Source organism: Pseudomonas sp. SIMBA_068, from assembly GCF_046534705.1.
Classification (GTDB): domain Bacteria; phylum Pseudomonadota; class Gammaproteobacteria; order Pseudomonadales; family Pseudomonadaceae; genus Aquipseudomonas; species Aquipseudomonas putida.
In genome coordinates, this window is the sequence record NZ_JAWRYI010001572.1 from 1 (window position 1) to 238 (window position 238).

A 238-nucleotide genomic window follows, 5' to 3' on the forward strand; every position below is an offset into this window, starting at 1 on the left:
CAACCAGAGAGAGCCACTGCGGCTCTGAGAGTCGCGCCATCACTTCCTCTAACTGCACCGTTTCACTGATAAGCCAGCTCTGCGCCTGGCCCTGCAGGCTAAGGGCGTGCGGTAAGGCCGTCCAGTTCCATTGGGCAATATCATTGTAACGTTGTGTTGCGCCATGAATCGCCCGTTCGACGGTATAGCCTTCATTATTCAGCAAAAAGAGTATCAGTCGCTGCTGGTCACGCAGCAT

1 pseudogene is annotated in these 238 nt (G+C 54.6%); it reads right to left on the minus strand.

Going from position 1 to position 238, the window contains the following annotated elements:
• Positions 1-238: pseudogene (locus SB756_RS34980) on the minus strand (hypothetical protein); the annotation flags it as partial.